The sequence below is a fragment of the Pseudomonas sp. SA233 genome (assembly GCF_054792385.1).
The window spans coordinates 1,602,191-1,629,105 of the sequence record NZ_CP096449.1 but is presented as its reverse complement, the minus strand read 5'-3'; the positions used below and the strand labels follow the sequence as shown (position 1 = coordinate 1,629,105).

Sequence of the window (26,915 nt, the reverse complement as noted above, 5' to 3'; positions counted from 1 at the left end):
AGGCCAGTGCAGGCAGTAAAGAAATCAGCTGGTGATCAACCGCTCGCGCAGCTGGGCAATCTCGTCGCGCAATTGCGCCGCGGCCTCGAACTCCAGGTCGCGGGCGAACTGCATCATCTTCTCTTCCAGCTGCTTGATGCGCTTGGTGATCTCGCCCGGCGTACGCAACTCGGCCTCGTAACGGGCGCTCTCCTCCGCAGCCTTGGCCATGCCCTTGCGCTTTTTGCTGCGCGCGCCGGGCACGGTGGCGCCTTCCATGATATCGGTGATGTCCTTGACCACACCTTTGGGCACGATGCCATTGGCCAGGTTGAATGCGATCTGCTTCTCGCGACGACGCTCGGTCTCGTCGATGGCGCGCTGCATGGAACCGGTGATGTTGTCGGCATACAGAATGGCCCGGCCATTGAGGTTACGCGCAGCACGGCCGATGGTCTGGATCAGTGAGCGCTCGGAGCGCAGGAAACCTTCCTTGTCGGCATCGAGGATCGCCACCAGCGACACCTCGGGCATGTCCAGGCCCTCACGCAGCAGGTTGATGCCCACCAGCACGTCGAAGGTACCCAGGCGCAGGTCGCGGATGATCTCCACCCGCTCGACGGTGTCGATGTCCGAGTGCAGGTAACGCACCCGCACGTCGTGGTCGGCCAGGTAGTCGGTAAGGTCTTCGGCCATGCGCTTGGTCAGCGTGGTGGCCAGCACCCGCTCGCCCTGTGCCACGCGCTTGCGGATTTCCGACAGCAGGTCATCCACCTGGGTAAGCGCCGGGCGTACTTCCACCTGTGGGTCGACCAGGCCGGTGGGTCGCACCACCTGCTCTACCACGCGCCCGGCGTGCTCGGCCTCATAGGGACCCGGGGTGGCGGATACGAAGATGGTCTGCGGGCTGACGTCCTCCCACTCGTCGAAACGCATCGGCCGGTTGTCCAGCGCCGAAGGCAGGCGGAAGCCGTATTCGACCAGGGTTTCCTTGCGCGAGCGGTCGCCTTTGTACATGGCGCCGACCTGCGGAACGCTGACGTGGGATTCATCGATCACCAGCAGCGCATCGGGCGGCAGGTAGTCGTACAGGGTGGGCGGCGGCGCCCCGGCCGGGCGCCCGGACAGGTAGCGCGAGTAGTTCTCGATGCCGTTGCAGTAGCCCAGCTCCAGGATCATCTCCAGATCGAAGCGGGTGCGTTGCTCCAGGCGCTGGGCCTCGACCAGCTTGTTGGCCTTCTGTAGGTACTCCAGGCGGTCCTTGAGCTCTTCCTTGATGCCTTCCACCGCCTCCAGCAGGGTTTCCCGCGGGGTGACGTAGTGGCTCTTGGGGTAGAAGGTGAAACGCGGCAGCTTGCGGAAGACCTCGCCAGTCAGTGGGTCGAAGGCGGCGATGTTCTCCACCTCGTCATCGAACAGTTCGATGCGGATGGCCTCGAGGTCCGATTCGGCCGGGAAGATGTCGATCACATCGCCGCGCACGCGGAAGGTGGCGCGGGCAAAGTCCATCTCGTTGCGGGTGTATTGCAGGTCGGCCAGGCGGCGCAGCAGCGCGCGCTGGTCGAGCTTGTCGCCGCGGTCCACGTGCAGGACCATTTTCAGGTAGGTCTCGGGGCTGCCCAGGCCGTAGATGCACGACACGGTGGTGACGATGATCGCGTCACGCCGCTCCAGCAATGCCTTGGTCGCTGACAGGCGCATCTGCTCGATGTGGTCGTTGATCGAAGCGTCCTTCTCGATGAAGGTGTCGGACGACGGTACGTAGGCTTCAGGCTGGTAGTAGTCGTAGTAGGAAACGAAGTACTCCACCGCATTGGTGGGGAAGAACGCCTTGAATTCGCCATAAAGCTGCGCGGCCAGGGTCTTGTTCGGCGCAAGCACCAGGGTAGGCCGCTGCACCTGCTGAATGACGTTGGCGATGCTGAAGGTCTTGCCCGACCCAGTCACCCCGAGCAGCGTCTGGTGCGACAGCCCCGCCTCGATGCCTTCGACCATCTGGCGGATGGCCTCGGGCTGGTCGCCGGCCGGCTGGAAACGGGTGACGAGCTGGAACTCGGACATGACGGACCTCGCGGTGTTGCAGCAACTGTAAATTTAGCCAGTAGTCTATACCCAAATGCGCCCGCCGGGGGGCGCTTTCAAGGCACAGCTGTGAGCGCCTGTTACGGTGGACCGGGCAATTAGACCAATGGTCGAAAAATATTTGCGCAAATGACCTGAAAAGCGATGCCGGACTGTCGCGGTGACCGGTCGGTATCACTATACTGACTCCCCGTTTGTGCACCGCTTCAGTGCATTCGGGCTGGAGCGTGTACGTCCTATCACACTCCAATCAGAGCCAAGGTAACAATGAGCCTGTTTTCCGCTGTCGAGCTGGCACCCCGCGACCCTATTCTGGGCCTCAACGAAGCATTCAACGCCGACCCACGTACCGACAAGGTCAACCTGGGCGTGGGCGTGTACTGCAATGAGGAAGGCCGCATTCCGCTGCTGCGCGCCGTGATCGAAGCCGAGACCCAGCGTGCCGCCCAGCACGCCTCGCGCGGCTACCTGCCGATCGACGGTATCGCCACCTACGACCAGGCTGTACAAAAGCTGCTGTTCGGCGCCGAGTCGCCACTGCTGGCCGCTGGCCGCGTGGTTACCGTGCAGGCCGTCGGCGGTACCGGCGCACTGAAGATTGGCGCCGACTTCCTCAAGCGTGTGTCGCCAAACGCCGTGGTTGCCATCAGCGACCCGAGCTGGGAAAACCACCGTGCGCTGTTCGAATCGGCCGGCTTCCCGGTGCAGAACTACCGCTACTACGACGCGCCGACCAACGACGTCAACCGCGCCGGCATGCTCGAAGACCTGAACAACCTGCCGTCCGGCTCGATCGTGGTGCTGCATGCCTGCTGCCACAACCCGACTGGCGTCGACCTGAGCCTGGACGACTGGAAGAACGTCCTGGAAGTGGTCAAGGCCAAGGGCCACGTGCCATTCCTCGACATGGCCTACCAGGGCTTCGGTGACGGCATCGCCGAAGACGCCTTCGCCGTGCGCCTGTTCGCCGAGTCGGGCCTGGAGTTCTTCGTGTCCAGCTCGTTCTCCAAGTCGTTCTCGCTGTACGGCGAGCGCGTCGGTGCGCTGTCGATCGTCACCGCCTCCAAGGACGAGAGCACCCGCGTGCTGTCGCAGGTCAAGCGCGTGATCCGCACCACCTACTCCAACCCGCCGACCCACGGTGCAACCATCGTTGCCACCGTGCTGAACAGCGCCGAACTGCGCCAGATGTGGGAAACCGAGCTGGCCGAAATGCGCGAGCGCATCCACGGCATGCGCAAGCAGATGGTTTCGCTGCTGGCCGAATATGGCGCCAACCGCGACTTCAGCTTCGTTGGCCGCCAGGTTGGCATGTTCTCGTACTCGGGCCTGACCGTCGAACAGGTCGCCCGCCTGAAGAACGAGTTCGGCATCTATGCGCTGGACACCGGCCGCATCGCCGTGGCCGCGCTGAACCAGAGCAACATCCACGTAGTGACCAAAGCTATCGTGCAGGTGCTGTAACTCATTGTTTTGCCTAGGGGTGGCTTGACTTCCCCTGGGCAATCAGTAAGATACGCACAGATTCCGCGATAGCTCAGTCGGTAGAGCAAATGACTGTTAATCATTGGGTCCCTGGTTCGAGTCCAGGTCGCGGAGCCAAAATTTGAAAACCTCCAGATGCGCAAGCACTGGAGGTTTTTTGTTGCACTTATCCCCTCATGCCAGCGCACGGCTGCTGTATCGTCCGAGATCCCTCGACGAGCACAGGCAAGCATGAAAGCCAACGATTTCACCCAGAACGCTCAGCAAGCGGTAGCAATCGCCGCCAACCAGGCCCTCCTGGCAAGCCGACAAGCAACGTTCGCCGTGGGTGGCTGCATCATCGAAAATGCCACTGGCAAGGTACTGATCGCCCTGCACAACCGCGTGCTGGAGCCCTCTGCCAGCCAGGCGCAACCCGCATTCAGGCTTCACGACCCAACGGGGCATGGTGAGCGCCGGCTGGTCGACTGGTATTTCGACAACCAGCAGCGCCTTGCCCTGCCGCCCACGCATGAACTGACCGTCATCACCACGCTCGACCCCTGCGCCATGTGCGCAGGCGCCTTGCTGACTGCCGGCTTCAATGTTGCGGTAAGTGCGCTCGACACCTTTGCCGGCATCAATCATGACGGCCGTTTCGAATTCCCCGGCCTGCCGGCCGCACTTCGTCTGCGCGCGCAAGCCACGTGGGGCTACTATGCTGTCGGCAGCCCTTTTGATCGCGACTATGCCGGGCCGCCGCAAGGGCCGGTCTACGCTGGCGAACGCATCGACGCCGCAACGATGTGCCTTACCCGTTCGTTGTTCGAGGCCAGCGTGAACCACGTGCACGACGAAAGCAGCAACGCCGGCCTTCCGCCATCTGCCCTGAAAGACCCGATCACCCTACCCAACCGGAGCCTGGTACGCCAGGCCCTGGCGGGCTTGAGCCCATGGAGCCTGCGCAGCAAAAGTGCAGACCCTCGCCTGCCCGGGATCGAACTGGCCGAGCCATTGGTCGACACAGCTCTCGCGGCAGATACGTGCAATGCCGTAGCCTTGCTGGACCCATTCGGCAATCTGCTGGCCTGCCTGGGCGGTGACGAAACGCGCTCCCCCATTCGCACTGCGTTCATGGAGACCACTCGCAGCTACGCCGCGTTGCGCTGGAACCTGATGAACCATGACGACCCACTGGTCCGCGACGAAGCACACCAGCATCTCACCCACCCCCGTTTCTGCACATTCGTCCTGCTCCGTTTTCCGGACCCGGCCGGCAGCGAGGCGGTCATGACCCTTGGCGCCTATGGCTCCACCATGGAACGGCACACCGCGCCGTCCTTCCCCTCAAGCCTGCAATATGTATTGCTGCCAACAGCCTGCACTGCCAAGGACGTTGCTCGACTGGCGCAAAATCTGCCGCCGTTCTACACCAGCAACGCGCAGGTCGCGCCTTGCCAGGTACTGGACCCGGACCTGATGCAGGAAGTTACAACCCGGCTGGGGCAGGCTCAGCGCTCCGAGCCTGCTGCCGGATAGGGCAATGTGACCGCACTGCCTTCATCCACCAGGCTCCAGACCAGCAACTTGGCTGACTGCTTCTGACTGGCGTTGCGTGACACGCTGTGCACGGTACCCGGGGCTTCGTACCAGTATTCACCGGCCTTGTAGGTTTTCTCCGGCTCGTTATCGAGCTTCGATACCACTGCCCCTTCCAGTACGTAGGCCATCACTGCGCCCGGGTGCTGATGCGCGGGTGACGCCTGGCCGGGGGCGTAGCTGACGGTGAGCATCACGGCGCTCTTGCCGGGGGCGTTCGAGGGTTGTTGCTGCTGCAGGACCTTGACCTGGTCGGCAGCGTCGCCGTGCGCCCAGGCAGGGGTTTGAGCGGCGAACAGGGCAAGAAGGATGATGCTAAAGAGTTTCATGGGGGCTTCTCCTGGATGGCAATTGCCTGCAGGTTAGGCCTGTGGGGCAGAGAGACAAATGACCAATTCGGGGAAAAACCAAGAGGCCGATCATTGCCTGTGCCGTCCTCTTCGCGGGCTTGCCCGCTCCCACAGGTACGGCGCAGCCCCTGAAGCCTCCAGAAAACCCTGTGGGATCGGGCGATCCCGCGAAAAGGCCGGTGCAGGCACCAGATATCTCAGCTGCTACGCCCGATCGGATAAAACTCACCGTGGCTCCAGACCCCAAGCCACTCTTCCCCGTCGATCTCACGCGGCACCGCCAGCTCTACCAACCGGTAGAACACATTGCGATGAATCAGCCCCTCGAGGTTGCTGCGCATCAGCACATACGGCGATGGCTCCTGCGTGACCGGGTCGATCACCACGCGCAGCGGGTTGGCCGGCCCGGCTTCGACCTGGTCCTCGACATTGCTGGTGAAGCGCAGCACCTGCTGCTCACCCTCACCTTCCACATCCAACGCCACAGCCACGAACGGCGCATCGTCGACGCGGATGCCCACCTTCTCTACCGGGGTAATCAGGAAGTAGTCATCGCCATCGCGGCGGATGATGGTGGAAAACAGCCGCACCATCGGCTTGCGACCGATCGGCGTTCCCAGGTAATACCAAGTGCCATCACGGGCGATGCGCATGTCGATGTCACCGCAGAAGTCTGGGTTCCACAGATGCACCGGCGGCAGGCCCTTGGCCTTGGGAATCTGCGCCAGAAGATCATTGGCCTTGCCGGAATCGCTCATCACGCTTGCCTCATTCACTCACACCCAGAAGGCTACGAGCGTACTCGCGCATCGGCGCGCCAAGCAAATCCTCCGGGGTTTTATCGTGGAACGTCAACAAACCGCCACGGCTCTTGATACGTGCAGTGTCGATCAGGTATCGGGTGCTGGTTTCGATGAGCATCATCTGCACCACGCCGGTGTCCCAGCCCAGGCGGTCGACCGCTTGTTCGTCATACCACTCGTCGCCATTGCCGATACGGTCGTCGGTGCGCGCGAAGCGGGTGTACAGCACGTAGTCGGCACCCACAGAACGCGCCTGGGCGATGGCCTCTTCCAGGCCCAGTGGCCCTTGGGCGCGACGTACCAGCGGGAAATATTCGACGAAGCTCTTGTAGGCCTGCTCGGCCACCGCGTTCTGCCGCGGCACCGGTCCCTTGCCCGGAGGCACGAACGCGCCCTGGCCGATGAAGATGAACGAATCGGGCTGCAGGCGGATCGACAGGGTGCGACGGGTATCGCTGTGGTCCAGCAGACCGGCATCGCTCATGTGATAACGGACGCCCTCGCCCATATCGCTGACATTCATGCAACCGCCCAACGCCATCAGCGCCAGCAGCAAAACCAGGCTACGCATCTTTCCTCCAGTGGCCGGCGACGAAAAACCGGCGAATAGCTGGCGGATGCAGCTTTTGCGCCAGCTTCAGCCGCCAATCACCTTCATCACCATCACATCGCCGGAGAACGCCAGGTCCTGCTTGTCTGCCAAGGCCTTTACCAGCAAGCGCTGCAGCGCCGGCAGCGCCTGATGGCGCGGTTTTTCCAGAAGGTCGCCGACGAAATGGCGATTGCCCGACGACAGGCAGCCATGCAGCCAGCCCGTGGAGGACAGGCGCAGCCGCGAGCAGGTGCGGCAGAACGGTACGCTTTCGTTGGCGATCACGCCGAAGTGGCCTTTGCCGGGCACCTGATAACGCAAGGCAGTGGCGTCCAGCGGCGCATCGACCTGAACGTAGGCATGCTTGCCAGCAATCAGTGCGAGCAGTTGGTCGAGGCCGACGAACTGCTGCAGGAAGACGTTTTGGTCACGGGCCAGGTGGCCCATGCGCATGAGCTCGATGAAGCGCAGTTCGAAGCCGCGCTCAAGGCAGTAATCCAGCAGCGGCAGCACCTGATCGAGGTTGTGCCCGCGCATCGGCACCATGTTCACCTTGATCTGCATGCCCATGGCGCTGGCCAGCTCCATGCCCGCCAGCACGCTGGCCAGGTCGCCGCCCCGGGCAATACGGCGGAACGCCTGAGGGTCGAGGGTGTCGAGGGAAACGTTCAATCGGCGGATACCTGCCGCCTGCAACTGGGGCAACTTGCGCGCCAGCAACTGGCCATTGGTAGTCATCGAGATATCGTCAAGGTCGAGCTTGGCCACGGCGGCCAGGAAAGCATCCAGGCGCGGACTGACCAATGGCTCACCGCCGGTGATGCGCAAGCGTTCGATGCCGGCGGCTTCGATCAGGTAGGCCACGCCACGAGCCAGGGCCTCCGCCGACAGTTCGTCCTGTGCTGCCACCAGGCGCTTGCCGTCTGGCACGCAGTAGGTGCAGGCATAGTTACAGGCAGCCGTCAGGCTGACGCGCAGGTTGCGAAAACGCCTGCCTTGACGATCGACGATCATGAATGACTCCGGCATGGATGATGGGGGCTGGCAAAACCTGACTCATAAATCAGGTTTTTGCAAGCCCTGCACATCGCCGAAATAGGTAGGAGCAGCCTTGTGCTGCGAAAGGGCCGGTACAGCCATGCAGATGTGTGCTGGCTGTACCGGCCCTTTCGCAGCACAAGGCTGCTCCTACAGGTACTGCGTATTGCCTGAACGCGGATGCTTCAGTTCGAAGGTTCCGGGTCGCGCTTGCGCTTGTTGCCCATGCGCACGCCAATGTCCATCAGGAACTGGAAGAAGCCTTCCTGGTCCTCCAGCACATTGCTCCAGAACGGCGAGTGGTACAGCGCCACGGCGCCGTGCACCAGCGCCCAGGCGGCGCAATAGTGGAAATACGGCGGCACGTCCTCGAGCTTGCCTTCGCTGATACGGCCCTTGATCAGCTGGGTCAGGCGGTCGAAGTTGGAGGCACGTATGCTGTGCAGCTGTTCGACCATTTCCGGTACCTGGTTGCCCTTGACCACCTTTTCTTCCAGGCGGTCGAACAGCCGGTAACGCTGCGGATCGCGCATGCGGAACTCGAAGTAGGCTCGCGACAGGGCTTCCTTGTCGCGATCGACGTCGGCCGAATGCAACAGCGCGTTCAGGTCGCGCTCGTAGTCGAGCATCAGGCGCAGGTAGATTTCCGCCTTGGACTTGAAGTGCTTGTAGATCGTGCCTTTGCCGATGCCCACGGCGTCGGCGATCATCTCGACGGTGACGCTGTCTTCCCCCTGTTCGAGAAACAGCTTGAGCGCGGTGTCGAGGATTTCCTGTTCGCGACGGCGAAACTCACGGACCTTACGAGGTTCTTTCTGCATAGGAAGGACTGGATGACAATCGAAGCGGTTTATTATGCCTAACTTGCAAGAAATTGCACGGATCATCCAAGCATGTCTGTGTTTCACGATGCTTATGGCCATGCGCTGCGGGAGGAATGGAACGTGGGCGTATTCCAAATTTGTTTAAAAATCGATCAATATGCACTGGCACTGCGCCAAAGCTGACTAATACTTGAAGTGTTGGCGCGGCGCATCCCCCCCAAGTGGCGCGCCGATAAAGGTGCTCAGGGACCGCGTACCTTTGTTTTACTCCTAATGGTCTTAACCCGGATTCCCCCCCCAGAACCCGGGTTTTTTTTGGGTGTTTCGAGGGGAAATGAAGCCGGGGGTTCAGGTTTGGGGTTGGTGGGGATTGCATGAGGAACACCAGGCGCCCGCCAACCCTTCGAGTCAGGCCACCCGCGCCAACGGGAACAAGCGCTTGAAATTGGCAGTGGTCTGTTCGGCCAACTGCTCATAACTGGCCCCGCGCAACGAAGCCACGTACTCCGCCACCTCACGCACATACTGCGGCAAATTCGGCTTGCCGCGATACGGAATCGGCGCCAGGTACGGCGAATCCGTTTCCACCAGCAAACGATCGACCGGCACCTGCCGCGCCACTTCACGCAGGGCATCGGCATTGCGGAAGGTAACGATGCCAGACAACGAAATGTAATACCCCAGGTCCAGCGCCGCCTTGGCCATGTCCCAGTCTTCGGTGAAGCAGTGCAGCACGCCGGCCTGCGGCAGGTTGGCCTCGCGCAGCAGCGCCAGGGTATCGGCACGCGCCGCACGGGTATGCACGATCACCGGCTTGCCGGTCTGCCGCGAGGCCTCCAGGTGCAGGCGGAACGAGGCTTGCTGCAACTCGGCTGCTTCCGGCTCGTAGTGGTAATCCAGCCCGGTTTCACCAATCGCCACCACATGCGGGTGAGCCAGCTCGCGCAGCAGCCATTCCAGCGCCGGCGTTTCGCCCGGCGCCAGGTCCAGCGGGTGCACGCCCACAGAGCAATCGACATCGGCGTAACGCTCGCTCAGCGCCTTCACCGCACCAGCATTCTCGGCACTGACGCCAATACACAGGAAATGCCCGACCCCGCGCTCACGCGCCGCCTGCAGGGCAGCATCGAGGGAGCCCTGGTGGGCGCTCAGGTCAAGACGGTCGAGGTGGCAATGGGAATCTACGAGCATGGGATAACGACACACATGAAAAAATGAAAATCAGCGGGCGCCCGGCAACTGCAGCCAATGGGCCAGCAGCGATTCAAGCAGCAGGGCGCGGTTGAGATTGGCCTTGCCCAGCACCTTCTGGCGCTGCTCCAGGATCCATGCCTGCACCTCCAGCACCTTGGTCTGGCGGCTCTTCTGCGCCAGGTACTGCACCACCTTGCGCATATCGGCCAAGCCTAGCCCTTCCTCGTCCTGGGTCAATTGGTAGCGCAGGATCAGGTGCGCCCAATCGCAGAACCAGTCGAACAGCAGCAACAGCGGTACACCGTTCCAGGCATCGGCCAGCTGACTGGGCGATTGCTGCTGCTTGAGCAGCTTCTTCACCCCGTCGGTGACCAGCGCACGCTGCTCTCGCACGCCTTGCGCCTGCAAGCTGACCGCCATCAGCGGCGAACCGGCAGCCAGGGTCAGCAACTCGTCGCGCTCGGTCTCGTCACTGTCGGGCAGCGCACCGGCCAGCCAGGCTTGGCTCTGGGCCAGGCTGGGCTGCGGGCAGGCGACCTGCTGGCAACGGCTCTTGATGGTCGGCAACAGGCGGCTGGGCTGGTGGGTGACCAGCAGCAACACGGTGTCGCCGGAGGGCTCTTCGAGGCTCTTGAGCAGGGCGTTGGAGGCGTTGACGTTCATCGCCTCCACCGGCTCGATCAGTACCACCTTGCGCCCACCCAGCTGCGCGGTCTGCACCACGAAGGCCACCAGCTCGCGTACCTGATCTACCTTGATAGGCTTGTCAGCTTCTTCGGGCTCGAGTACGAAGTTGTCCGGGTGGCTGCCGGCCTTGAGCAGCAGACAGGACTTGCACGCGCCACAGGCCTCCAGGCCCTGGGGCTGCTGGCACAGCAGGCGGGCCATCAGGCGCTCGGCCAAGGCCCGCTTGCCGATACCCTGCGGCCCATGCAGCAGGTAGGCGTGAGCGTGCTGGCTGCGGCCGGCCAGTTGCTGCCAGAGGGCCTGCTGCCAGGGATAGGCCTCAGCCACGGCAACGCTCCACGATGCCTGGTAGCAACGCATCGATGGAGCGCTGCACGGCCTCCAGAGGCTGGGCGGCATCCAGCAGGGTATAGCGCTGTGGTTCGCGGCCGGCGCGCTGCAGGTAGGCCTGGCGCACTGCTTCGAAGAACGCCTGGCCTTCCTGCTCGAAACGGTCCAGGCGGCCGCGGGCGGCGGCACGGGCCAGGCCCACTTCGACCGGCAGATCGAAGACCAGAGTCAGGTCCGGGCGCAGGTCGCCCTGGACGAATTGCTCCAGGATGGCGATACGCTCGACTGGCAAACCACGCCCGCCGCCCTGGTAGGCGTATGTCGCATCGGTAAACCTGTCACACAAGACTACGGCCCCGCGGGCCAGCGCCGGCCGGATCACCTGCGCCAGGTGCTGGGCACGCGCAGCGAACACCAGCAACAGCTCGGTGTCGGCCGCCATGCTTTCATCGCTGGGCGCCAGCAGCAGCTCTCGCACCTTTTCGGCCAGCGGCGTGCCGCCGGGCTCACGGGTCAGCACTACGTCCAGGCCCTGCTCGCACAGGCGCGCAGCCAGGTAGTCGCGGTTGGTGCTCTTGCCCGCACCTTCCGGGCCTTCCAAAGTAATAAACAAGCCGCTCACAGGCAGTCCTTAATGTTGTTCGTCAGGCATCGGCCGTTCGGCCGCTTGCGCGCCGCCGGCAGGGGCGTCCTGCACAGGCGACTGGTCGGGCGCTGGCTGCGCGGTAGACTCGTCGGCAGGGGCTTCGGGATGTTCGGCCTCGTCGGTACCTGATTGTGGTTGTGGCTCTGGCTGCGATTGCGGCGCGGGGCTCGAGCGGTAGTCCGCACGGCGCTTGAGCTGGAACTCGCGCACCGCCGAGTTGTGGTCGTCGAGGTCGTCGGAAAACACGTGGCTGCCATCGCCACGGGCAACGAAATACAGGCTGGTGCCATCGGACGGGTTGAGCGCCGCGTGAATCGCTTCGCGACCTACCATGGCGATCGGGGTCGGCGGCAGGCCGGTGATGGTGTAGGTGTTGTAGGGCGTCGGCTCGCGCAGGTCGGCGCGGGTGATCTTGCCGTTGTAGCGCTCACCCATGCCGTAGATCACCGTCGGGTCGGTCTGCAGCATCATGCCCAGGCGCAGGCGCCGCACGAAAACGCCGGCGATCTGCCCGCGCTCCTGGGGAATGCCGGTCTCCTTCTCTACCAGCGAAGCCATGATCAGCGCCTGGTACGGGTCGCGGTATGGCAGGTCGGTGGTGCGCTCGGCCCACTCCTTGGCCAACACTTCGTCCAGGCGCATATAGGCCTGCTGCAGCAACTCGACGTCGCTCATGCCGCGCACGAAGCGGTAGGTGTCCGGGAAGAAGCGCCCTTCGGGGAACACTCCGGTATGGCCGAGCTTGTCCATCACTTCCGAATCGGACAGCCCGTCCAGGGTGTGCTTGATCTTTTCATGCTTGGCCACGGCCGCGCGCACCTGGCGGAAGGTCCAGCCTTCGACCAGGGTGAGGTTGTACTGCACCACGTCGGCCCGACGCCAGGCATCGAACAGCTGCTCCACGGTCATGCCGGGGGTCAGGCGATACTCACCGGTGTGCAGAGGGGTGCCGGCCATGTTGAAACGCCAGTACAGGCGCAACCAGACGGCGTCGTCGAGCAACCCTTCGTTCTGCATGCGATAGAACATGCGGTTGGGGGTGGTGCCATTGGGCACGTCCAGCAGGCGCTCCTGCGTCACGTGCAGAGGCTGCTCCAGGACCGAGTTGACCTTCCAGGCCGACCAGCCCACGGCAAGGCCGGCGAGGATCAAGCCCATTTCCAGCAGCAGCAGGAATTTACGTCTCACGAATTCAGGTTTCCAGTAACGTACGGGCAACGGCCTGCAGTTTACGGGTGAGCGGGCCCGGCGACCAGTTTAGCTCGGCAACGCCTCGCACGGGCCAGACACCGTAGACGCTGTTGCAGACAAATACTTCATCTGCCGGCTCCAGAGCGTCGAACGGCAGGTCGCAGACCTGCACCGGGATGCCCTGCAGCACTGCCTGTTCCAGCAACGCGCCCCGCATCACGCCAGCGACGCCACAGCGGCTGAGGTCAGCCGTGAACAGCGCGCCATCGCGCACCAGGAACAGATTGCTGTACACACCTTCGATCACCCTGCCCTGCCCATCACGCATCAGGCCTTCGGCATGTTCGCTATCCTGCCATTCGGCACGGGCCAGCACCTGCTCCAGGCGGTTGAGGTGTTTGAGGCCGGCCAGCAGCGGTTGTTCCCCAAGCCGGGTCTGGCACGGAAACAGTCGCACGCCCTGCTCGGCATTGTCGACAGGATAGCTGGGCAACGGGCTGCCCTGCAGAATACGCCGCGGCGCGGCACCGGCAACCGGTGCATAACCGCGCTGGCTGTCACCACGAGTAAGGATGAGTTTGGCTACGCCATCACCGAGCTGGCTGGCATAGCGCAGGAGTTCGTCGCGTACCAGCGCCAGGTCGGTACTGATCGCCAGGCGCTGGCAACCCAGCGCAAGGCGTGCGAGGTGGCCGTCCAGCAAGCGGGGCCGGCCGTCGCGCACGGCGATGGTCTCGAATAGCCCATCGCCGTAGGCCAGGCCGCGGTTCTGCAGGTTGACTGCAGCCGCCGGCTGGCCATCGATCCAGCTTTGCATCAACCGGCGAACCGGCGGAATACCAGCGAACCGTTGGTACCGCCAAAGCCGAACGAGTTGGACAGCACCACATCGATCGGCATGCTGCGCGCCTGGTGCGGCACGAAGTCGAGGTCGCAGCCTTCGTCCGGCTCGTCCAGGTTGATGGTGGGCGGAGCCATCTGGCTGTTGATTGCCAGCACGCTGAAGATCGCTTCTACGGCACCGGCGGCGCCCAACAGGTGGCCGGTCATCGACTTGGTCGAGCTGACCGCCAGCTTGTAGGCATGCTCACCGAAGACGCGCTTGATCGCCGCCACTTCGGCCACGTCGCCAGCAGGGGTCGAGGTGCCATGGGCGTTGATGTAACTGACCTCTTCCGGCTGGATGCCGGCATCGCGCAAGGCGTTGGCCATGCAACGGGCAGCGCCTTCACCAGTGTCGGGCGGCGAAGTCATGTGGTAAGCGTCACCGCTCATGCCGAACCCGACCAGTTCGGCATAGATGGTCGCGCCGCGGGCCTTGGCATGTTCCAGTTCTTCGAGCACCAGGGCACCAGCACCGTCGGACAGCACGAAGCCGTCACGGCCCTTGTCCCACGGGCGGCTGGCCCGGGTCGGCTCGTCGTTGCGAGTGGACAGTGCACGGGAGGCACCGAAGCCGCCCATGCCCAGGCCGCAGGCGGCCATTTCGGCGCCGCCAGCGATCATCACGTCGGCTTCACCGTAGGCAATGTTGCGCGCAGCCATGCCGATGCAGTGGGTACCAGTGGTGCAGGCAGTGGCGATGGCGTAGTTCGGCCCTTGCAGCCCCAAGTGGATCGACAGGAAGCCGGAGATCATGTTGATGATCGAGCCAGGCACGAAGAAAGGCGAAATACGACGCGGCCCCGAATCGTGCAGGGTGCGGCTGGTTTCTTCGATGTTGGTCAGGCCGCCGATACCCGAGCCCATGGCCACGCCAATACGCTGGCGGTTGGCGTCGGTGACTTCCAGGCCGGCATTACGCACTGCCTGGAACCCGGCCGCCAGGCCGTACTGGATGAACAGGTCGAGCTTGCGGGCCTCTTTGGCCGACAGGTATTGCTCGACCTCGAAGCCTTTCACCGAGCCGCCAAAACGGGTGGAGTAGGCAGACAGATCCGTGTGTTCGATCGGACCGATGCCACTGCGGCCAGCCAGAATGCCCTGCCAGGTGCTCGGTACATCAGTACCCAGTGGCGACAGCATACCCATACCGGTGACCACGACGCGTCTACGCGACACAGTACTCTCCTTTTCTAATGACAGAGTTTCTTGCCATTGCATTCAAGCGATGGAATGAAATGGCAACAAGCTCTTGATACCCGGTGAACGAGACCAACCTGCAAAACGCAGGGTGCTCGCAAAGAAAAAACCGCACGCCGGCAAAGGCAGTGCGGTTTTTCCCGACAAGAAGCGTCGACTACAGCGTCTTAGGCCTGGTGGGCTTTGACGTAGTCTACGGCAGCTTGAACGGTAGTGATCTTCTCGGCTTCTTCGTCAGGGATTTCGGTCTCGAATTCCTCTTCCAGAGCCATCACCAGCTCAACGGTGTCAAGCGAATCGGCACCCAGGTCATCGACGAAGGACTTCTCGAGAGTCACTTCCTCTTCCTTGACGCCCAGTTGCTCGGCGACGATTTTCTTGACGCGTTCTTCGATGGTGCTCATACCTAGTTTTCACTCCTAATGGACATATGTCAGGCAGCTGGCCGGTGGCTAATTTTATAGAAAGACGTTCGCTTTTCAAGCTAAACACGCCTTCACACCAACCCCCACACCCACTGCCTGGAATCTGGTTGCAGCTTTATAACGGATTTTAGGCTCGCAGTATGACTCTTTTTTTACGAAATCCGTCACATTGAGTTGCAGTGTTACATGTACATCCCGCCGTTAACCGGCACGGTAGCGCCGGTTACGTAGGCTGCGCCGTCGGATGCCAGGAACGAAACGACCTTGGCAATTTCGTCGGCCTGGCCCAGGCGGCCCAGCGGGATCTGGGTCTGCAGCGCTTCACGCTGCGCTTCTGGCAGCTCGCGGGTCATGTCGGTGTCGATGAAGCCCGGGGTCACCGAGTTGACGGTGATGCCACGCGAGCCCACTTCACGCGCCAGGGCGCGGCTAAAGCCTTCCAGGCCGGCCTTGGCGGCCGCGTAGTTGGCCTGGCCGGCGTTGCCCATGGCACCGACGACCGAGCCGATGCTGATGATACGGCCCCAACGTGCCTTGGTCATTCCACGCAGCACGCCCTTGGACAGACGGTAGAGGCTGTTAAGGTTGGTCTCGATCACGTCGAACCACTCGTCGTCCTTCATGCGCAGCATGAGGTTGTCACGGGTGATACCGGCGTTGTTGACCAGGATGGCCGGTGCGCCGAACTGCTCGCCGATGGCGGCCAGCACAGCTTCAACCGATTCGGCGCTGGTCACGTTCAGCTCCATGCCGGTACCGGTGATGCCGTGCTCTTTCAGCGTGGCAGCAATGCGCTCGGCGCCGGAAGCCGAAGTGGCGGTGCCGATCACGGTCGCGCCCTGGCGGCCCAGCTCGAGGGCGATGGCCTGGCCAATGCCACGGCTGGCGCCGGTGACCAGTGCAACTTTACCTTGCAGGCTCATGCAAGCTTCTCCAAATCAGGCCAGTGCCGCGCGGGTGGCGGCGACGGCGTCAGGGGTATTGAGGTTGTAGGTGGTCACGCCATCGGCGCAACGCTTGTTCAGGCCGGCCAGGACCTTGCCCGGGCCGCACTCGACCAGGTTGACCGCACCGTTAGCGGCCAGGGTCTGCACGCATTCGACCCAGCGCACTGGCTGGTACAGCTGCGCCAGCAGGTCGTGCTTGAGGGCATTAAGGTCAGCGGCAACGGCAGCGGTGACGTTCTGCACCACGGGAATTTGCGGGGCGTGCCACTCGATGGCGTTGACCGACTCGGCAAAGCGCTCGGCAGCCGGCTTCATCAGCGCGCAGTGCGACGGCACGCTGACCGCCAGCGGCAGGGCGCGCTTGGCACCCTTTGCCTTGCACAGCTCGATGGCGCGATCGACGGCGGCCTTGTTGCCGGCGATGACCACCTGGCCTGGCGAGTTGAAGTTGACAGCGCTGACCACCTGGTCTTCGGCCGCTTCGGCGCAGATTTCCACGACCACGGCGTCGTCCAGGCCGAGAATGGCGGCCATGGCGCCATGGCCGGCGGGCACGGCTTCCTGCATCAGCTGGCCACGGCGCTCGACCAGGCGCACGGCATCTTTCAGGCTCAGGCTGCCGGCGGCAACCAGGGCGCTGTATTCACCCAGGCTGTGACCGGAGACGAAGGCCGGCTTGGCACCACCCTCCTCCAGCCACAGGCGCCACAGCGCGATGGAGGCGGTGAGAATGGCCGGCTGGGTCTTGTCGGTCTGGTTGAGTTGCTCTTCCGGGCCTTCCTGGACCAGCTTCCACAGGTCGTAACCGAGTGCCTCGGACGCTTCCTTGAAGGTTTCGATGATCACTGGCTTCTCGGCGCCGAGCTCGGCGAGCATGCCCAGCGACTGGGAACCTTGACCGGGAAAGACGAATGCGAGAGATGCAGACATTGAACAAGCCCTTATGATCTTGTCGTCGGATAGGGTGCGCCGGACATTAGCCAGACGCGGAATCTGAAAACTTGGATGGAGACGCGGACCAAGCGGTCACATTTAAGCACTTCAGCGGCGATATGCCTAAGGTCTTTATTCCTTCAGCACCGGCCCTTTCGCGGGTAAACCCGCCCCCACAGGAGCACCACAGACCTGAAGGTTATGGGGCACCTGTGGGAGCGGGTTTACCCGCGAAGAGGCCGGCCAGGCTACAACAGCAAATCTTCCAGCCGCCCATGCAAGCGCTGCGGCAGGTTTTCCTGGATCTCGATCAACGCCCGCTGGATGGCACTCTGGAAGCCCTGCACCCCCGCCGAGCCATGGCTCTTGATGACGATGCCCTGCAACCCCAGGAAACTCGCGCCATTGTGCCGCGCCGGGGCCAGGTCGGCCTGCAGGCGTTTGAGCAACGGCATGGCTACAGCCCCGGCTGCCCGCGACAACACGCCACCCTTGAACAACTGCTCGATGCGCGCACCGATCATCGTCGCCAGCCCCTCGCTCGACTTGAGCAGGATGTTGCCGACAAACCCGTCGCACACCACCACATCGGCTTCGCCGCGATACAACCCGTCACCTTCGACGAAGCCTATGTAGTTGAGCCCGCGGGCGTTCTGCAACAGGCTGGCCGCCAGCTTGACCTGCTGGTTGCCCTTGATGTCCTCGGTACCGATGTTCAGCAGCGCCACGCGCGGCCGCTGCACACCCAGGGCCTGGGCCGCCACCGAGCCCATCACGGCGAACTGGTAGAGGTTCTCGGCGCTGCAGTCGACGTTGGCACCAAGGTCGAGCAACTGGCAGTAAGCGGCCTGGGTCGGGATCGCCGCCACCATGGCCGGCCGGTCGATACCTGGCAGTGTCTTGAGCACGAAACGCGAGAGCGCCATCAGCGCCCCGGTATTGCCGGCGCTGACGCAGGCCTGGGCCTTGCCGTCGCGCACCAGTTCGAGGGCGATGCGCATCGACGAGTCCGGCTTGCCGCGCAGCGCCTGGGATGGCCGCTCGTCCATACCGATCACCTCGCTGGCGGCCACGATTTGCAGGCGCGCGCGATCCGCAGCCGCAAGGCCGCTGACAAGATCTTCGAGGAGAGAGGGTTGACCGACGAGGGTCAGGTGCAGCGAGGGGGTAGCCGAAAGGCAGGCAATGCTAGCCTGGACAATGCTGCGGGGACCGAAGTCCCCGCCCATTGCGTCGATCGCGATGATCTGAGCGGACAAGGATTACTCGTCAGCGCCCTTGTCGACCACTTTGCGACCACGGTATACGCCTTCTGGCGAAACGTGGTGACGCAGGTGTACTTCACCGGTGGTTTTCTCTACCGACAGCGCGTTTTCCGACAGGGCGTCGTGCGAACGGCGCATGTCACGGGCAGAGCGGGATTTTTTGTTCTGCTGAACAGCCATAATTGATTAACTCCTAAACGTTTGGGTCACGCTTTAACTGCGCCAAAACACTGAACGGGTTGGACCGCGATACCTCGTCCTTGCTCGATTCGGGCTCGTCTGCGCCCGCCGGCTGCTGGCATTCTTCCGGATGATGAGCAGGCACGATTGGCAAGGCGAGCAGAAGCTCCTCCTCGATCAATGCCTGCAGATCCAAAGGATCTTCGCCCAGTTCCAGCACGTCATAGCCTTTCGGCAACGACTGGGTATTCGCACCCTCCTTCACCACGGCGTATGTACATTCGCTGTGGATCGGCAGGGTGACCAGCTCAAGACAACGCTGGCAAACCATCTTGACCTCGACGTCCAGCTCGCTGTGGATAACCACCACGTGCTGTTCATCTCGTTCAAAATCGAACTTCGCCTGCACCGTACCGACATTGTCGGAAAGCGGGTCGCAGAGTCTTTCCAAATCAGCGAGCTGCAGCGAACCGTTAAGGGTTACGCCACGATCGGCTAATTTGCGCGGGTCAACGTGAGGTGGAATCGGGTCATTCAACATAGGCGCAGCATTCTAGGGATGCCCCCCGCCCCTGTCAAAGGAAATTCGGCGGCATCGTGCGTGATAGAATTTGTTCAACCGATTCAGGAGTCTACCATGCTTCCTCTATTACTGGCTTCCAGCTCTGCCTACCGCCGCGAACTGCTTGCACGCCTGCGCCTGCCCTTCACCTGGGCAAGCCCCGATATAGACGAGCGACGCCTGGATGACGAACCGGCAGTGGAGCTGGTGCGGCGGCTGGCCAGACAAAAAGCCGAGGCCCTGGCAGGCAGCCACCCCGGGCACCTGATCATTGGTTCGGACCAGGTTGCGGTGCTGGGCGAGCAGGTACTGGGCAAGCCGCACACCTTCGAGCGGGCTTGCGAGCAACTGCTGGAGTGCAGCGGGCAGCAGGTGAGCTTCCTGACCGGGCTGGCGTTGCTGAACAGCGCCACCGGGCACTGCCAGGTGGACTGCGTGCCGTTTACCGTGACCCTGCGCGAACTGGACCGGCAGCGGGTGGAGCGCTATGTGGCGGCGGAACAGCCACTGGACTGCGCTGGCAGCTTCAAGGCCGAGGGCCTGGGAGTGAGCCTGTTCCAGAGCACGCACGGGTGCGATGCGACCAGCCTGATCGGGCTGCCGCTGATTAGATTGGTGGATATGTTGACCAGGGAAGGGGTGGTTATCCCGTAGTTCGCCTCAAGACTTTTTGCGCCTGACAGATCGAGCGCCGCCCGCGCGGCGCTTCGCAGCACAAGGCTGCTCCTACATCTGTTTCGGGCCAGTAACGCCTGCACCAATGCGCGCGACCGCCTTGTTTGTCCGGCACGATATCGAGGTGGACGCCAAGGGGCCGCGCGCCTTTGCCTCAGGAATAATTGGCCCGAAACAGATGTAGGAGCAGCCTTGTGCTGCGAAGCGCCGCGCGGGCGGCGCTCGATCTCACAAACACCGCAAAACGGGCGACGAACCCTCAGCGCAACTGCGGCCCCTGGAAGCCCATCCACATCGCCAAGCGCTCAGCCACGCTGGCGCCAACGCGCTTGGAGAAGCGATCGAGCGCCGACTCCTGCACGGTGAAGTCCACCAACTCCTTCTCGCCCACGATCTCGCGCGCCACATAGCTGGCACTGCCCAGCCCATCCACCAGGCCCAACTCCTTGGCCTGCTCGCCCGACCAGACCAGGCCACTGAAGAGCTCCGGATGCTCCTTGTCCTTCAGGCGCTCACCCCGCCCCTGCTTGACCATGGCAATGAACTGCTGGTGCGTGGTATTCAGTACGCCCTGCCAGAACTCGGTCTCTTCCGGCTTCTGCGGCGAGAACGGATCGAGGAAGGCCTTGTGCTCGCCTGCAGTGTAGGTACGCCGCTCCACACCCAGTTTCTCCATGGTGCCGACAAAGCCATAACCGGCCGCCGTCACACCAATCGAGCCCACCAGACTGGCCTTGTCGGCATAGATCTCGTCCGCCGCACTGGCGATGTAGTAGGCACCGGAAGCGCCAAGGTCGGCGATGACCGCATACAGCTTGATGGCCGGGTATTCGGCCCGCAGACGGCGGATTTCGTCATACACGTAACCCGACTGCACCGGGCTGCCTCCCGGGCTGTTGATGCGCATCACCACAGCCTTGGTCTTGCTGTCCTTGAACGCCTCGCGCAGGCTCTTGACGATATTGTCAGCGCTGGCTGGCTCCTGGTCGGCAATCACCCCGCGCACCTCGACCAGCGCGGTATGGCTGGCACTGCGCGACGCCGCCTTGTCCATGTCCATCAACGGCGTGAACAGGATCAGGATGCCGAACAGGTAGACGAAGGTCAGCAACTTGAAGAAGATCCCCCAGCGTCGCGCCCGGCGCTGCTCCTGAACGCCTGCCAGCAGGGTCTTTTCCAGCAGTTTCCAGCTCTTGCGCTCTTCGCGCTCCTCGGGTTCGGCCTCGGGGGCTTTCCATTCGTCTGCCATGCTTACCTACCTTGGAAATGGAATTGCGGAACCACCCAGCCACTCACGCAACTGGGAAAAATGATCGATGCACACCTGCGGACCAAACTCGGCCAGTGCCTGCAGCGACATGGCACCATAGCCCACGGCCACCGAATGCATGCCGGCATTGCTGGCCATCTGCAGATCGAATGCCGAATCGCCAACCATCAGCGCACGCCCTGCTTCGACACCGCAATGCCCGAGAATTTCCTCGAGCATCAGCGGGTGCGGCTTGCCGCGAGTTTCGTCGGCGGCGCGAGTGATGTCGAAGAACTGCTCCCAGCCATTGGCCTTGAGCACCCGGTCCAGCCCGCGACGCGCCTTGCCGGTGGCCACCGCCAGGCGGTAACCCTCGGCACGGAAGGCATCCAGCGACTCGACCACGCCCTCGAACAGCGGCGAGGGCTGCTGGTCCAGAGCCATGTAGATATCGGCATAGTGCTGACGAAAACTTTCGACCTGAGCAGGCGCCAGGTGCGGATACAGGGTGTGGATCGCCTCGCCCAGAGCCAGGCCGATGATGCCCTTGACCGCATCCTCGCTGCTTTGCGCCTCACCGGCACGCTCGGCGGCGGCGTTCATGGCCTCGACGATACGTCCGATCGAGTCGGCCAACGTGCCGTCCCAGTCGAAGATCAGTAGCTCATAGCCTTTTTTCATGGATCAGGACGCACTCAGACGTTCAACGGTTTTCGCCCAGACTTCATCCACCGGCGCCTCGAGCTTCAGCTCGCCACCGTCGGGCAGCGGCACGGTCAGTGCGTAGGCATGCAGGAACAGGCGCTTGCCGCCCAAGTCGCGAATTTCACGACTGAAGTCTTCGTCGCCGTACTTGCTGTCGCCAGCGATCATATGCCCGGCATGCAGGGTGTGCACACGGATCTGGTGGGTACGGCCAGTGATCGGGCGCGCCTCGACAATGGTGGCGAACTCGCCGAAGCGGCGCAGCACGCGGAACAGGGTCAGCGCCTCCTTGCCCTCGTCGTTCACCTCGACCATGCGCTCGCCGGAGCGCAGGTTGCTCTTGAGCAACGGCGCGCTGACCTGCTTCTTCGAGGTCGGCCAGTGGCCGCGCACCAGCGCCATGTAACGCTTGTCGACACCGTCGCCGCGCAGCGCGGCGTGCAGGTGGCGCAGCATGCTGCGCTTCTTGGCGATCATCAGCAGGCCGGAGGTGTCGCGGTCCAGGCGGTGCACCAGCTCCAGTTCCTTGGCGTCCGGGCGCAACTGGCGCAGCGCCTCGATCACGCCGAAGCTCAGGCCGCTGCCGCCATGCACGGCGATGCCGGCCGGCTTGTTCATCACGATCAGCGCCTTGTCTTCATAGACAATGGCCGCCTCCAGGCGCTGCAACAGGCCCTGGGCCACCGGCGCGGGCTCGTCACGCTCCGGCAGACGGACGGGCGGTACCCGCACGATGTCGCCGGCCTGGATCTTGTACTCCGGCTTGACGCGGCCCTTGTTGACCCGTACTTCACCCTTGCGCAGGATGCGGTACACCAAGGTCTTGGGCACGCCCTTGAGGGCCGTGATGAGGAAATTGTCGATGCGTTGGCCGGCAAGCTCCGGCGCGACTTCGATCAGCTGAACGCCGGAAGTCGGAGGGGTATTGGTCGTCATGGCGGGATCATAACAATTTTTTATGGAATTGAAGCACTTAATCATTGCTGCTATAGTCGCGAACGCCGCCAAAAGCGGCAGGCCAGCGGCACCAGGCTCCGAGCCGGTCCCTGACCAACGCAATTCTCCAGGACGCGAGGCCGTCCTACGGGGTTTTCGCCAGTTTACCGAATTGCCTGGAATCGCCACCAGCGCTGTGTAGAGAAGACCGAAAAAAAACGACAAGTGCGGTGTTTCACCTGCTTACCCGATTCTTTTCGCTGCACCTCTGCCCGCCCCGTCGCTTCCACGCAACGCCCGGCGAATGCTTCGGAAATACCTGCCTTGGACATGAATGGCGCCAGCGCAGAACCTGCGCTGGCGAAAAATGCAACCCGTTGCGGATTCAGCGCGCGGCAGCACCCGAATTATCAGGGATACGTGCAGGGTGGAGATGCACAGCCGTCTGACCGTGTAGCACCGCGTCCGGCCCACCAGCCCACTGAACGGCTGGCGAGCGGATAAGGTCCTGAACAGATGCCTCCGGGCGTCCACGGCTGACGGTTGATTCCTCCTCCTGACTGAGTGCACAAGGCCCGCTTGGTTGATTCGGATTCCAATTCGAAGCCACCGGGGCCTTGTTGGCACCGCAGCAAACAGGACGCGTCGTCGCGACAACGGCAGGCTGGGCAACCGGCTGGTGCCGAACGTTGCTCGACACGGGGGTGGCCCGGCCACCCTTTGCGCACCTTGGCACCGACCATGAGACGTCGTGTGTGCCGAACGCCGTTTCCGGCAGCCCGGAAACCGACGGTACAACATGAAAAGAATGCTGATTAACGCGACTCAACCCGAAGAGTTGCGTGTAGCCCTGGTGGACGGCCAACGTCTCTACGACCTGGACATCGAGTCCGGCGCGCGCGAGCAGAAAAAGGCCAACATCTACAAAGGCAAGATCACCCGCATCGAACCCAGCCTCGAAGCCGCCTTCGTCGATTTCGGTTCCGAACGTCACGGCTTCCTGCCGCTGAAAGAAATCTCCCGCGAATACTTCAAGAAAGCCCCCGAAGGGCGGGTCAACATCAAGGAAGTACTGAGCGAAGGCCAGGAAGTCATCGTCCAGGTCGAGAAGGAAGAGCGTGGCAACAAAGGCGCCGCCCTCACCACCTTCATCAGCCTGGCCGGCCGCTACCTGGTACTGATGCCGAACAACCCGCGCGCCGGCGGCATCTCCCGCCGCATCGAAGGCGAAGAGCGCAACGAACTGCGTGAAGCCCTGAATGGCCTGACCGTGCCGGGCGACATGGGCCTGATCGTGCGCACTGCCGGCCTTGGCCGCAGCAGCGAAGAAATGCAGTGGGACCTCGACTACCTGCTGCAACTGTGGACCGCCATCAAGGAAGCGTCCCAGGACCGCGCCGCGCCATTCCTGATCTACCAGGAAAGCAACGTCATCATCCGCGCCATCCGCGACTATCTGCGCCAGGACATCGGCGAAGTGCTGATCGACAGCATCGATGCCCAGGAAGAAGCCCTGACCTTCATCCGCCAGGTCATGCCGCAGTACGCCAGCAAGGTGAAGCTGTACGAAGACAGCGTGCCGCTGTTCAACCGCTTCCAGATCGAAAGCCAGATCGAGACCGCCTTCCAGCGCGTGGTCGACCTGCCGTCCGGCGGTTCGATCGTGATCGACCCGACCGAAGCCCTGGTGTCGATCGACATCAACTCGGCGCGCGCCACCAAAGGCAGCGACATCGAAGAAACCGCCCTGCAGACCAACCTGGAAGCGGCCGAGGAAATCGCCCGCCAGCTGCGCCTGCGTGACATCGGCGGCCTGATCGTCATCGACTTCATCGACATGACCCCGGCGAAAAACCAGCGCGCCGTCGAAGAACGTGTTCGCGAGTGCCTGGAAGCCGACCGCGCCCGCGTCCAGGTCGGCCGCATCTCGCGCTTCGGCCTGCTGGAAATGTCCCGTCAGCGCCTGCGCCCTTCGCTGGGCGAAAGCAGCGGCATCGTCTGCCCGCGCTGCTCCGGCACCGGCATCATCCGTGACGTCGAATCGCTGTCGCTGGCCATCCTGCGCCTGATCGAAGAAGAGGCCCTGAAGGACCGCACCGCCGAAGTTCGCGCCCAGGTGCCGATCCCGGTGGCTGCCTTCCTGCTCAACGAGAAGCGCAACTCGATCACCAAGATCGAACTGCGTACCCGTGCGCGCATCATCATCCTGCCGAACGATCACCTGGAAACCCCGCACTTCGAAGTCCAGCGCCTGCGCGACGACAACCCGGAAGTGCTGAGCAACCAGTCCAGCTACGAGATCGCCGCCGCCGAAGCCGAAGAAGCGCCGCAGCCGACCGCCACCCGCACCCTGGTTCGCCAGGAAGCCGCAGTCAAGACCGCCCCGGCCCGCGCCAACGCGCCGGTACCGGCCACTGTCGAAGAACCGCAGCCAGCCGCACCGGTCGCCCCTGCCCCGGTCGCTCCGGAGCCAAGCCTGTTCAAGGGCCTGGTGAAGTCGCTGGTAAGCCTGTTCGCCGGCAAGGAAGAGCCTGCCGCAGCGCCGGTTGTCACTGCCACCGAGAAGCCGGCCGCCGAGCGCAGCCCACGCAACGAAGAACGCCGCAACGGCCGCCAGCAAAGCCGCAACCGCAACGGCCGCCGCGACGAAGAGCGCAAGCCGCGTGAAGAGCGTGCCGAGCGTGCTCCTCGTGAAGAACGTGCCCCGCGCGAAGAGCGTGCACCACGTGAAGAGCGCGCCCCACGCGAAGAGCGTGCACCGCGTGAAGAACGTGCTCCACGCGAAGAGCGTGCTCCACGCCAGCCACGCGAAGACCGCCGCGGCAACCGTGGCGAAGAGCGCGTGCGCGAACTGCGCGAGCCACTGGACGCCACCCCTGCCGAGCGTGAAGAACGTCAGCCGCGCGAGGAACGTGTAGCCCGTGAAGAACGTGCCCCACGTGAAGAGCGTGCACCTCGCGAGGAACGCGCACCTCGTGAAGAACGTGCTCCACGTGAAGAACGCGCACCTCGCGAAGAACGCGCTCCACGCGAAGAACGTGCTCCTCGTGAAGAACGTGCCCCTCGTGAAGAACGTGCCCCACGCGAAGAACGTGCCCCTCGCCCACCACGCGAAGAGCGTCAGCCACGCGTAGCCGAAGAAGCCGCCGAGCAGGCTGCCGAGCTGGCCGAAGAGCAACTGCCGAACGAAGAGCTGCTGCAGGACGAACAGGAAGGCACCGATGGCGAGCGCCCGCGCCGCCGCTCCCGTGGCCAGCGTCGTCGCAGCAACCGTCGTGAGCGTCAGCGCAACGCCAACGGCGAGCTGATCGATGGCAGCGAGGAAGAAGGCAGCGAAGAGCAGCCACAACAGCACCAGGCCACCGAGCTGGGTGCCGAACTGGCCGCCGGCCTGGCCGTGACTGCCGCTGTCGCCAGCAGCAACATCAGTGCCGACGCCGAAGCCCAGGCCAACCAGCAGGCCGAGCTTGCCACCGCCGAAGTCGCCGCCGTAGCGGAAACCGATAACAGCGAAGTCGCCCAGCCGGTCGAGCAGGCAGAGAAGGTCGAACAGGTCGAAGCTGCTGCCGAGGCTGAACAAGTGTCTGTGGCTCCGGTGGTCGAGCAGCCGGTCAGCGAGCCTGTGGCCGTGGTCGAGGCAACTGCCGAGCCAGTGGTCGAAGTCGCTCCGCAGCCAGTGGTCGACGAAGCACCGGTCGAAGCGCCTGCCGTCGAGGCCGGTGAAATCGAGCAGGCCCCGGCCGTGATCGAAGCCGCTCCGGTTGCCGAGCAACCTGCCCCGGTTGTCGAAGCCCAGGCAGAAGTGGTGGCCGAGCCTGCCCCAGTGGCCGTCGAGCCTGCACCGGTCGAAGCCCCTGCGGCGGTGGAACCTGCCACTGTCATGCTGGCCAACGGCCGTGCGCCGAACGACCCGCGTGAAGTGCGTCGCCGCAAGCGTGAGGCCGAGGCTGCCGCCAAGGCCGCACAGGAAGCTGCTGCAGCCACCGAGGAGCCAGCCCTGGAAGCCAGCGATGAGCAAAAGCCTCATCACGGTTGATAGCCAAGGCTGAATGAAAAAGCCCCGCCAGTTCGCACTGGCGGGGCTTTTTCTTGGCTGGGCGTTTTTCCTGTACCGGCCTCTTCGCGGGTAAACCCACAGGGCCCACCACCCCAGGCCCTATGAAGCCCCTGTGGGAGC

General features: G+C 63.2%; 25 protein-coding genes and 1 tRNA gene. 5 read left to right on the top strand and 21 right to left on the bottom strand.

What is annotated here, in order from left to right; translation table 11 throughout:
• Positions 1-24: 24 nt before the first annotated feature.
• Complete coding sequence (gene uvrB / locus M1D87_RS07595; protein WP_096009994.1) at positions 25-2,040, bottom strand: excinuclease ABC subunit UvrB; 2,016 nt, start codon at positions 2,038-2,040, stop codon at positions 25-27.
• 288 nt (positions 2,041-2,328) lie between these two features.
• Here uvrB and M1D87_RS07590 point away from each other — a divergent pair, with 288 nt between their 5' ends.
• From M1D87_RS07590 to M1D87_RS07580, 3 genes are all read left to right on the top strand, one after another.
• Positions 2,329-3,525 (top strand): amino acid aminotransferase, encoded by a 1,197-nt coding sequence (locus tag M1D87_RS07590; RefSeq protein ID WP_075044142.1) that lies wholly within the window; start codon positions 2,329-2,331, stop codon positions 3,523-3,525.
• Positions 3,526-3,587: 62 nt separating this feature from the next.
• Positions 3,588-3,663 (top strand) — tRNA-Asn (locus tag M1D87_RS07585).
• Positions 3,664-3,777: 114 nt separating this feature from the next.
• The gene (locus M1D87_RS07580; protein WP_123083919.1) at positions 3,778-5,064 is read left to right on the top strand and encodes a cytidine/deoxycytidylate deaminase family protein; all 1,287 of its coding nucleotides are present in this window, start codon (positions 3,778-3,780) and stop codon (positions 5,062-5,064) included.
• On the opposite strand, the gene M1D87_RS07575 is transcribed toward M1D87_RS07580, so the two are convergent.
• The 17 genes from M1D87_RS07575 to M1D87_RS07495 form a co-directional block, all read right to left on the bottom strand.
• On the bottom strand, positions 5,037-5,453 hold the full coding sequence (locus M1D87_RS07575; protein WP_061302922.1) for a cupin domain-containing protein: 417 nt from the start codon (positions 5,451-5,453) through the stop codon (positions 5,037-5,039). The two genes, M1D87_RS07580 and M1D87_RS07575, sit on opposite strands and share 28 nt — an antisense overlap.
• 218 nt (positions 5,454-5,671) lie before the next feature.
• Entirely contained in the window at positions 5,672-6,232 is a 561-nt protein-coding gene (locus tag M1D87_RS07570; RefSeq protein WP_123083918.1) for a DUF1285 domain-containing protein, read from the bottom strand.
• A gap of 10 nt (positions 6,233-6,242) precedes the next feature.
• Complete coding sequence (locus tag M1D87_RS07565) at positions 6,243-6,848, bottom strand: DUF4823 domain-containing protein (RefSeq protein ID WP_013971585.1); 606 nt, start codon at positions 6,846-6,848, stop codon at positions 6,243-6,245.
• A gap of 66 nt (positions 6,849-6,914) precedes the next feature.
• Positions 6,915-7,883: a GTP 3',8-cyclase MoaA gene (locus tag M1D87_RS07560; protein ID WP_096009997.1), complete on the bottom strand. Its 969-nt coding sequence runs from the start codon at positions 7,881-7,883 to the stop codon at positions 6,915-6,917.
• A gap of 209 nt (positions 7,884-8,092) precedes the next feature.
• Positions 8,093-8,728, bottom strand: a complete 636-nt coding sequence (locus tag M1D87_RS07555; RefSeq protein ID WP_003260720.1) for a TetR/AcrR family transcriptional regulator — start codon at positions 8,726-8,728, stop codon at positions 8,093-8,095.
• Positions 8,729-9,139: 411 nt separating this feature from the next.
• The gene (locus tag M1D87_RS07550; RefSeq protein ID WP_013971582.1) at positions 9,140-9,922 is read right to left on the bottom strand and encodes a TatD family hydrolase; all 783 of its coding nucleotides are present in this window, start codon (positions 9,920-9,922) and stop codon (positions 9,140-9,142) included.
• Positions 9,923-9,952: 30 nt separating this feature from the next.
• On the bottom strand, positions 9,953-10,939 hold the full coding sequence (locus tag M1D87_RS07545; protein WP_085721718.1) for a DNA polymerase III subunit delta': 987 nt from the start codon (positions 10,937-10,939) through the stop codon (positions 9,953-9,955).
• Positions 10,932-11,564, bottom strand: coding sequence for a dTMP kinase (tmk, locus tag M1D87_RS07540; RefSeq protein ID WP_023661450.1), 633 nt, complete (start codon positions 11,562-11,564; stop codon positions 10,932-10,934). Before tmk ends, M1D87_RS07545 begins: the two co-directional genes overlap by 8 nt.
• Positions 11,565-11,573: 9 nt before the next feature.
• On the bottom strand, positions 11,574-12,776 hold the full coding sequence (mltG, locus tag M1D87_RS07535) for an endolytic transglycosylase MltG (RefSeq protein ID WP_123083917.1): 1,203 nt from the start codon (positions 12,774-12,776) through the stop codon (positions 11,574-11,576).
• 4 nt (positions 12,777-12,780) lie between these two features.
• The gene (gene pabC, locus M1D87_RS07530) at positions 12,781-13,596 is read right to left on the bottom strand and encodes an aminodeoxychorismate lyase (RefSeq protein WP_123083916.1); all 816 of its coding nucleotides are present in this window, start codon (positions 13,594-13,596) and stop codon (positions 12,781-12,783) included.
• A complete protein-coding gene (fabF, locus tag M1D87_RS07525) occupies positions 13,596-14,840 on the bottom strand; it encodes a beta-ketoacyl-ACP synthase II (RefSeq protein ID WP_015269411.1) in 1,245 nt (414 codons plus the stop codon). The genes pabC and fabF overlap by 1 nt, the downstream gene beginning before the upstream one ends.
• A gap of 188 nt (positions 14,841-15,028) precedes the next feature.
• A complete protein-coding gene (gene acpP, locus M1D87_RS07520) occupies positions 15,029-15,265 on the bottom strand; it encodes an acyl carrier protein (protein WP_013971576.1) in 237 nt (78 codons plus the stop codon).
• A gap of 203 nt (positions 15,266-15,468) precedes the next feature.
• Entirely contained in the window at positions 15,469-16,209 is a 741-nt protein-coding gene (gene fabG, locus M1D87_RS07515) for a 3-oxoacyl-ACP reductase FabG (protein ID WP_123083915.1), read from the bottom strand.
• A 15-nt stretch (positions 16,210-16,224) separates the two neighbouring features.
• Positions 16,225-17,163 carry an ACP S-malonyltransferase gene (fabD, locus tag M1D87_RS07510; RefSeq protein WP_082044744.1) on the bottom strand — a complete coding sequence of 313 codons (939 nt, stop codon included), beginning with the start codon at positions 17,161-17,163 and terminating at the stop codon, positions 16,225-16,227.
• A gap of 251 nt (positions 17,164-17,414) precedes the next feature.
• Entirely contained in the window at positions 17,415-18,425 is a 1,011-nt protein-coding gene (gene plsX, locus M1D87_RS07505; RefSeq protein WP_421091824.1) for a phosphate acyltransferase PlsX, read from the bottom strand.
• A gap of 3 nt (positions 18,426-18,428) precedes the next feature.
• On the bottom strand, positions 18,429-18,611 hold the full coding sequence (gene rpmF, locus M1D87_RS07500) for a 50S ribosomal protein L32 (RefSeq protein WP_003247154.1): 183 nt from the start codon (positions 18,609-18,611) through the stop codon (positions 18,429-18,431).
• 13 nt (positions 18,612-18,624) lie between these two features.
• Positions 18,625-19,152, bottom strand: coding sequence for a YceD family protein (locus tag M1D87_RS07495; protein WP_012313431.1), 528 nt, complete (start codon positions 19,150-19,152; stop codon positions 18,625-18,627).
• Positions 19,153-19,248: 96 nt separating this feature from the next.
• On the opposite strand from M1D87_RS07495, the gene M1D87_RS07490 reads away from it, so the two are divergent.
• Entirely contained in the window at positions 19,249-19,827 is a 579-nt protein-coding gene (locus M1D87_RS07490) for a Maf family protein (RefSeq protein ID WP_061552360.1), read from the top strand.
• A 280-nt stretch (positions 19,828-20,107) separates the two neighbouring features.
• Here the strand turns inward: M1D87_RS07490 and sppA are convergent, their stop codons facing one another.
• The 3 genes from sppA to rluC are packed head-to-tail and all read right to left on the bottom strand — an operon-like array spanning position 20,108 to position 22,738.
• The gene (gene sppA, locus M1D87_RS07485) at positions 20,108-21,097 is read right to left on the bottom strand and encodes a signal peptide peptidase SppA (protein WP_013971572.1); all 990 of its coding nucleotides are present in this window, start codon (positions 21,095-21,097) and stop codon (positions 20,108-20,110) included.
• Between the two features lie 6 nt (positions 21,098-21,103).
• The gene (locus tag M1D87_RS07480) at positions 21,104-21,778 is read right to left on the bottom strand and encodes an HAD family hydrolase (protein ID WP_039614721.1); all 675 of its coding nucleotides are present in this window, start codon (positions 21,776-21,778) and stop codon (positions 21,104-21,106) included.
• Between the two features lie 3 nt (positions 21,779-21,781).
• Positions 21,782-22,738, bottom strand: a complete 957-nt coding sequence (gene rluC / locus M1D87_RS07475; RefSeq protein WP_013971570.1) for a 23S rRNA pseudouridine(955/2504/2580) synthase RluC — start codon at positions 22,736-22,738, stop codon at positions 21,782-21,784.
• A 799-nt stretch (positions 22,739-23,537) separates the two neighbouring features.
• Between rluC and rne the strand changes: the two genes are divergently transcribed.
• Positions 23,538-26,774: a ribonuclease E gene (gene rne, locus M1D87_RS07470; protein WP_123083913.1), complete on the top strand. Its 3,237-nt coding sequence runs from the start codon at positions 23,538-23,540 to the stop codon at positions 26,772-26,774.
• Positions 26,775-26,915: the final 141 nt, after the last annotated feature.